The organism is Streptomyces sp. NPDC041135, from assembly GCF_055592085.1.
On sequence record NZ_JBVIYZ010000069.1, the window covers coordinates 1 to 7,073 of the forward strand.

Sequence of the window (7,073 nt, forward strand, 5' to 3'; positions counted from 1 at the left end):
GTGCCTGGGACGCTCCCGCGGCGGCTTCACCACCAAGATCCACCTCGCAGCCGACGGACGATGCCGGCCCCTCGCTGTCCTCCTGACACCCGGACGCCGAGATGATGACCGGCCGCCACGGCGACCGCCTCGAAGAGTGGATCACTGACGTCGAACAGGACAGCCTGGCTCCGCTTGCGGGCTTCGCCCGCAACCTCCGCCGCGACTTCGACGCCGTCCGCAACGGACTGTCGCTGCCCCACAGCTCCGGTGCCGTCGAGGACAACATCGACCGACTGAAAATGCTGAAACGCCAGATGTTCGGCGGCGCCGGCCTCGATCTTCTTCGCAAACGCGTCCTGCTCACACGATGAGCCACAACCAAACCGGATCACAAGATCGTCGACAGAACCCGGATCTTCACGTGGATCGCGTCGATGAAGATCACCGGATAGACCGGGTCGAGGGGCCGGTTCTGCTACTCGGCCATGCCGTCGATGACCTTGTCGGTGATCGTAGAGATGGCCTGGCGGGAGACCTCGGCGCCATAGACCTGGGCCAGATGGGCCTGGACCTCACCGGTCATTAGGCCCTTCGCGGACAGCTAGATCATCATCTCGTCCACGCCGGACAGGCGCTTCTGCCGTTTCTTGACGATCTTCGGCTCGAAGCTGCCCTCGCGGTCGCGGGGCACGGCTATCTCGACCGGGCCTACGTCTGTCAGTACGGTCTTGGCCCGGGTCCCGTTGCGGCTGTTGCCGCCGTTCTTCCCGGCAGGGTCGTGCTTGTCATAGCCGAGGTGGCCGGTGATCTCGCCTTCGAGGGCGGACTCCAGGAGCCGCTTGGTCAGCTGCTGGAGCAGCCCGCCCTCGCCGGTCAGCTGCAGGCCCTCGGCCTGGGCCCGGCCGACCAACTCGTCGATGAGCTGGTCGTCCACCGCCTTTGCCGGCTGCGGCTCAACGGCCTCTACAGACTCGGCCTCGGTCACGTTGTCGCTGGTCATCGATGCATCTTCCTTGATCAGGAGTTACACCGATCGTTTTACGGTCCCGCGTCTGCAGGGCTGGATTAGCCGTTGAGGATGGTGCCGAAGTTGAGTTCGGCGACGGTGGCGCTGCCATACCAGCCGCGCCAGCCGCAGGTGCGCTGGTAGATCTTGCCGTCGGTGCCCACTTCGGACTGGACGCCCTCGCAGGCGACGTCGGTGGCGTTGTCGTGGGCGCTGTAGATGCCGCGTGCTTTGGCGGTCTTGCCGTCGGCGGACACGGCGACGAGGGGGCCGCCACTGTCGCCCTTACCGCCTTGGGAGTTCAACAAGAGCTGCTCAACGCGGGTCATGTAGAGGTGACCGCCGATCATTTCGTTGAGGCCTCTAACCACGATGCCGCACATGCTGCCGCTCATAGAGCCGCTGGAGCAGACATAGTCGCCGAGGTGGTTCTGCTCGGAGCCGGTGATCTGGGTGTAGTACTGGTTGGCGGGGTCGGTCGCGGAACCGTTCCACATGTAGCCCTGCGCGCTGGTGTCGATGGAGGCGACATCGGTGGTGCCGTCGGTCTTGGCGGTGGGGCCGACAGCGGTGCCGCCCCAGGTCTTCCACTGGTCGCCGACGCTGGAGCAGTGGGCGGCGGTGAGCAGGCGCTTGAGGCCGGTGGTCTTGTCGGCGATGCCGAAGCCGCTGGTGCAGGTCGCGCTGTTGTTCTGGTTGACGAGGCGGGCGCCGGCCCAGTGGGGGGCGGTGTCGTGCCAGCGGTCGAGGCCGGCGGGCAGGGCGGAGGAGGTGTTGCTGTTTGTGGGCAGGACGGGGGTGGCACCGGGGGTGCCAGTGTCTTTGACGGGGTTGACGCCGGTTTCGATGGTGACGGGGATGGTGGTGTTCTGGAGGGCGGGCAGGGCGCGTGCCTGCTCTTCGTTGGTGTTGTTGATGGACACGCGCAGGCCGGAGGCGTCGGGGAGGGTGCCGACGAGGGTGATGCGGGTGGCGGCCGCAGGGTCCTGGGTGTCGATGGTGGCGGCGATCTTCGTCTGTGCGGCGGCCAGCTCAGCGGCGGCGTAGGCGGCGGGGTGGACCTGAGCGGTGAGGCCCTGTGCGCCGGCACCGGCGAGGAGGGTGGTGATGGGAGCGGGGACGGTGCCGTGCCAGTACAGGTGCAGGGTGGACTTGGCGGGGTCGACGGTGAGCGAGCCGAGGCCAGGGGCGGCTAGGGTGGCGTCGGCGGCGGTGATCTGGTCGGCGAGGCGGTCGAGCTTGGCCTGGGCGGCCATGATTGGCTCCCAGGAGGTGAAACCGGCGGGCAGGCCGCCCGGCGGAACCGCGGTGGAGCCCCACGGGACACCGGCGAGCTTGTCACTGGCCGCGGTCGCGGTCAGTACGGTGCCAGCGGAGGCGGGGCCGGCGATGGCGGTGCAGACCGGGCTGGCGATCGCGATCGCGGCGGCAACAACGGCGAGTCGTCTACGGACGGACATGGAGGAACACGAGTCCTTTCGAGAAGGGATGGGGTGTCGGGCGGCCGGGGGGCTGCCCGGCCGGTGAGGGGCAGTCAGGCTTGGGTGACATGCCGGTAGGGCCGGTTTGCCGTACCGGACGGAGGGTTCGGTGCAGGGCTTGCATCGAGGCCGGGTTGGCCGTCTGGCCGGGCTGGTGGGTCCGGTGCGGGCCGGGGTCGTCCACTGCTGCACCACTTCACGGGACACAACCTGGCGGCCGGTGATAGTGGCGTGGGTGCCGACTTGCGGCCGTCTGGTCAAGTTGGCCCTGGTGTGAGGTAGGGGGTCAGCCGGTGATGAGGGTGTCGCCGGTTTCTTCGAGGACGGTGGTGATGGGGATGAAGCCGACGTGGTTGTAGCAGGGGGTCTTCTCGAACCAGGTGCCGTTGTCGTACTTGGTGTATCCGCAGGTGACCTGGTAAGAGCCGTAGCTGAGGATGCCCTTGGCGATGACGCCGTCGGCGTTGCTGGCGCCGAGGGGGCCGAAAGCGGGGCCGCCGCTGTCGCCCTTGCCGGCGGCGACGGCGGTGGTGTTGTTCTCGGGGGAGGCGTCGGCGAGGCCACGGCGCCAGACGTTGTTTTCGTCAAACCACTTGGTCACGTTGACGGCGTTGACCTTGAGCATGCAGTGTTCGCCGGTCATGGCGCCGCCGGTGCAGATGTAGTTGCCCTGGTAGGTGCCGTAGGAGCCCTTGGTGGGGCTTGCGATCTTGGAGCCGACGGGGCCGCGGAAGATGGCGTTGCTGAAGCTGGTGCTGGAGCTGGCGGGCTTGTAGCGCGCCCAGTCGTGGACGACGCTTGCGCCGTCACGGAAGGCGGTGTTCACGCCGTCCTGTCCGTTGCGCATCTCGGTGACGTACTCGCCGGAACTGCCCTCCATCTTGCAGTGTTCAGCGGTGAGCATTTCGTTGCGGGTGATGTGGTCGATGGGGTCGGTGTGGGTGACGGCGAAGCCGGTGGTGCAGCCGCTTTCGCCGAAGCCGTTTTCATGGATGTACCACCAGCCGCCGCCGAAGTAGGAGGGGATGTCGTGGTCGCGGTTCCAGTCCAGGCCGATCTGCTGGGCTTCTTGGTCGGGGGTGATGGTGGTGGGGATGGTGGAGCCGAGGATGGTTTCCATCTGGCGGGCGGTGGTGGTGTTGCCGGTGATGCCGATGGTGAGGCCGTCGGCGTGTTCGTTGGGGGTGATGCTGACGATGCGGGTGCCGTCGGCGGCGGGTGTCTGGGTGTGAAACTGTCGGTGGCCTGCTGGAGTTCGGTGCGGGTGTAGGGGGCGTCGTGGACCTGAACGGTGTTGCCGGCAGGCAGGCCGGTGAGCAGGGCGGTGACGGTGGAGGGCATGGTGCCCTTCCAGTACACGTCGATGCGGTGGGCGGGGGCGGAGACGGTGATGTTGCCGAGGTGGTCGTCGGCCGGATCGGCCTTCGCGGCGGCCGTGATCGCATCCGCGCGGGCGTCGAGCATGTTCTGCACCGTCATCAGCTCATCCCAGGAGACGAAGCCTCCCGGCACCGGGTCCGGGATCTGGTAGGTCTCGGTGGTGGTCTTGTCCTCGTCCGCAGCGTGGGCGGGCAGTGCGGCAGAGGCGAGGGCGGCGGCCGTCATGGCGGCCGCGGCGGCCAGGCGGGCCTTGTTCCCGATCTTCACGGGGAGAGCTCCGTTCCGAGCAGTGTTCCAATTCGAGCTGACGTCGGGTAAAAAGCTATCCCCCGCCGGCGGCGCTGGTTGAGTATTTTCTTCTCGTCTCGCTCCGCAGCGGGCGTTCTTGCGTGAGCGATCCGTCACATTCCAGGAACGCGGTCGGCTGAAGGCCACTCCTGTTCCTCGGATTGCGTGCAGCTGGGTATTCGGAAGGCAGAATGCGGCACCGCGCGGAGCGAATAGCCCCGAGCGGCAGCCCGCAATGAGCGTGCGGCATGTGGTGCGCGCCAAGGAAGTGGCAGTGATGGGGCGCCAGGACTGTGGCAGTGAGCGCGACATCCGAGGTTGCTGGTCAGCCAGCTGATGGATGACTGCCGTGGCTTGCCGTTGTGGCACTGCCGCTCTTGTCGTCCTTGCAGGTCGCGGGCTTGTCGTCTGGTAATCCACCCTCCGCCCGGCGCCCTGCTGGCCTTGCCCCCTTCGACTGGGCGTCGGGCTGCCCACCACCTGGGCTCGCCGACCCACCTGGGTGCCGACGGCCACCCACCCGTCGAGAGCCCGCAGTCGGCCCTTGCGGCCTCGAGAGCCACTGAGCCTTTTCCAACCTCACGTCTATGCTGGTCAAAGGCGTGTCGGGCAGCGACAACGCCGACCAGTGGCAGGCCTGTAACCAGCAAATCCACAGTCGGCCGCCGCGCCGCGAACGCCCCGCCGGCATGGTCGACGTACCCGGCGGCCAGGTTGGAAAAGGCTCAGTGTGTCCACGGAATCTGCGGGGATGAGGAAGGCGGTGTCGGTTCAGCACTCGTCGGCAGTGGCGGCCAGCTTGTGCAGCCTGTTGGCCCGGTGGTCCGCGTGTGCGAGTACGGGATTGTCCTGGGCCGATAGGCGTCGTGGCGGTGTGTCAGCGAGGGCGGGAGGTTTGGGCCTTGTTCAAGGGCTTCGAGACCAGGCGGGTTAAGGTCGATGAAGCATCCTCACCTGCGGCGATGGTTATGGGGCAAGCACATCGGCGTCCGAATCGCCCGTAAGGCATCGACTCCAGCGAACGGCTCGGCCGACGCCAGGCGGGTCATCGAGCGCACCATGTCCTGGCTGACCGGCTACCGCCGCCTCAACCACCGCTATGAGCGAAAACCCCGGCAATTACCTGGCCTTTCTCGGGCCGGCAGTCACTCTCTGCTGCCACAAACGCCTCCTAAACTGACGTGTAGGACACGGTCTAAGTATCTTCGTTCCTGATTTCTAGGCACTGGGAAAATGGCGTTGACGGGCGCTGGATACATGTTTGTGCCCGCAGCGAAAACCGACTGGCGAGATGATGCTTTTAAGCCAGCCGCGTTGGATGCCTGAATTTCAGGATCATTGTTCTCTGCCTGCGTGATAAGCACCGCTTTGGTATCGTCGCTATGGGCTTCGGGCATCAGGATCGGCGTAGGTGCGGTCGTTTAATGAACTCGATGACCTCGCCATCCAGGCCGTAAACGAAGGCGACCTGAACGGTCATGGGGAGGACTCCCGTGGTCTCGATCTGCGCTGGAGCAATAAGCGGTCGGGCACCAGCATCAATTGCTCGCTGAAAGAGCGCTGCTGGGTCTTCCGTTCGGATGGCGAAGTGCACGAGGGTGGCAGCCTGGGCACGCTCCTCGTCGCACGGACGGTATTTTGCGTTGATTGCCTTGGCCGAACCGCCGGGCGGGGTAGAGCTGGCGTCAAAGAGTTCGATCACCCTGTCGTCACCGGCGTCGAGGAAAATTGCGCGCTTCACGCCCGCCTCCGGCGCACTCCACTCGTGGAGGAACTGGAAGCGCAGAGCTTCGGTGTAGAACCGCGCTGTGGCGTCGATGTCGTAGGTGTGCAGGGCGATGTGGTCGAGGCCTAAGTTGAGAACGATCGAAGTCATTGTTTTCTCCTGTTGATCTGTCGCTCGCCGTAGGGGAGGGGGGTATGCTGTGGTCGGGGTGCGGCGGTCGTGGTCCCTCGCACATGCCGGTCGCCCCGTCCAGTGGGTCAATTCGTCAACAATGATGAGCTTAGTACTCCAGCAGCGGTTCGTGTCCTGAGCTGCGTTTCCGGTAATGACAGTGGCGGGTGACGGCCTGGCGGCGTCTTCTCCAGGCGGACCAGTTCAGTGTGTGGGCGGTGGGCACGCGGGTGGGGCAGGAGAATGCCGGGAGCCGCCGTATCTCTGCCCACGGTGAGTGGGACGGAGGCTGATCCGTTTCTGCAGCCCCCTTTGCGGCATCGCCGCCGGCCTGGGCTCGTGCTGCGATTGCGGTCAGGACGGCATGGGCGAGCATGGCCAGGGTGATGTGCCGATACCAGTCGACATAACGGCGGACCTCGTACTCGTCCATGCCGCATTCGTTCTTCGCGGCGTGGGAGCATTCCTCGATCGCGCAGCGGCTTCCGGCGATGCGGGCCAGGTCGGAGATCTCGACACCCGAAGGAGCGTAAGCGAGGTAATAGGCCAGGTCAGCGGGGTCTGACAGGCTGCGGCGGGCCATCACCCAAGGGTGGCGGGTTGGCGGGTCGGGGTCGAAGGTGATGTTGGCGGGTAGCTTGGCCGCGGCCCAGTCGTAGACCCGTGGACCCTTCGCCCCGTCACCGCAGGACAGCCGCTGCCAGGCATCAGCAGGAGCATCCTTGATGAGTTGGTCGATGCGCCAGATCCCGGCCAGGGACTTGATCTGCTGGGACTTGGGCACCGCCACCACGTAGCCGATGTCTACTGAGGTTTCAGGGTGGGGTCGGTGGGTTGATAGTCAGGCCGACGGCAGCGAGGCAGCCGTCGATCAGGCAGGGCTGGAGCTGGAAGGCCGGGCCGTGCAGTGCTAGCCAGCTGTTGGCGCCCTGGCGAGCGAAAGCTTTCAGGCGGTGGTGCGGTTGCCCTGGCGTGCGGCGAGCGCGGCGTCGGCGCTGGGAAAGGCGGGCAGGAAGGTGTCCATCCCGGTGACGTTGAG

Annotated in this window: 4 protein-coding genes and 4 pseudogenes; 3 read left to right on the top strand and 5 right to left on the bottom strand. The window is 66.1% G+C overall.

Features of this window, described 5'->3' with window-relative positions; genetic code table 11:
• A pseudogene (locus ACZ6CZ_RS37395) lies at positions 1-106 on the top strand (IS5/IS1182 family transposase); the annotation flags it as partial.
• Positions 105-353, top strand: coding sequence for a transposase (locus ACZ6CZ_RS37400; RefSeq protein ID WP_469030464.1), 249 nt, complete (start codon positions 105-107; stop codon positions 351-353). The pseudogene ACZ6CZ_RS37395 and the gene ACZ6CZ_RS37400, both read left to right, overlap by 2 nt.
• Positions 354-391: 38 nt before the next feature.
• On the opposite strand, the pseudogene ACZ6CZ_RS37405 reads toward ACZ6CZ_RS37400, so the two are convergent.
• The 3 genes and pseudogenes from ACZ6CZ_RS37405 to ACZ6CZ_RS37415 form a co-directional block, all read right to left on the bottom strand.
• A pseudogene (locus ACZ6CZ_RS37405) lies at positions 392-982 on the bottom strand (transposase); the annotation flags it as partial.
• Between the two features lie 65 nt (positions 983-1,047).
• Complete coding sequence (locus ACZ6CZ_RS37410) at positions 1,048-2,448, bottom strand: chymotrypsin family serine protease (protein WP_469030458.1); 1,401 nt, start codon at positions 2,446-2,448, stop codon at positions 1,048-1,050.
• A 307-nt stretch (positions 2,449-2,755) separates the two neighbouring features.
• The gene (locus ACZ6CZ_RS37415) at positions 2,756-3,589 is read right to left on the bottom strand and encodes a chymotrypsin family serine protease (protein WP_469030460.1); all 834 of its coding nucleotides are present in this window, start codon (positions 3,587-3,589) and stop codon (positions 2,756-2,758) included.
• Positions 3,590-5,085: 1,496 nt separating this feature from the next.
• Here ACZ6CZ_RS37415 and ACZ6CZ_RS37420 point away from each other — a divergent pair.
• A pseudogene (locus ACZ6CZ_RS37420) lies at positions 5,086-5,317 on the top strand (IS5/IS1182 family transposase); the annotation flags it as partial.
• 216 nt (positions 5,318-5,533) lie between these two features.
• Here the strand turns inward: ACZ6CZ_RS37420 and ACZ6CZ_RS37425 are convergent.
• Together ACZ6CZ_RS37425 and ACZ6CZ_RS37430 are read right to left on the bottom strand one after the other, a co-directional pair.
• Complete coding sequence (locus tag ACZ6CZ_RS37425; protein WP_469030463.1) at positions 5,534-6,013, bottom strand: VOC family protein; 480 nt, start codon at positions 6,011-6,013, stop codon at positions 5,534-5,536.
• Positions 6,014-6,254: 241 nt separating this feature from the next.
• Positions 6,255-6,836: pseudogene (locus ACZ6CZ_RS37430) on the bottom strand (IS701 family transposase); the annotation flags it as partial.
• Positions 6,837-7,073: the final 237 nt, after the last annotated feature.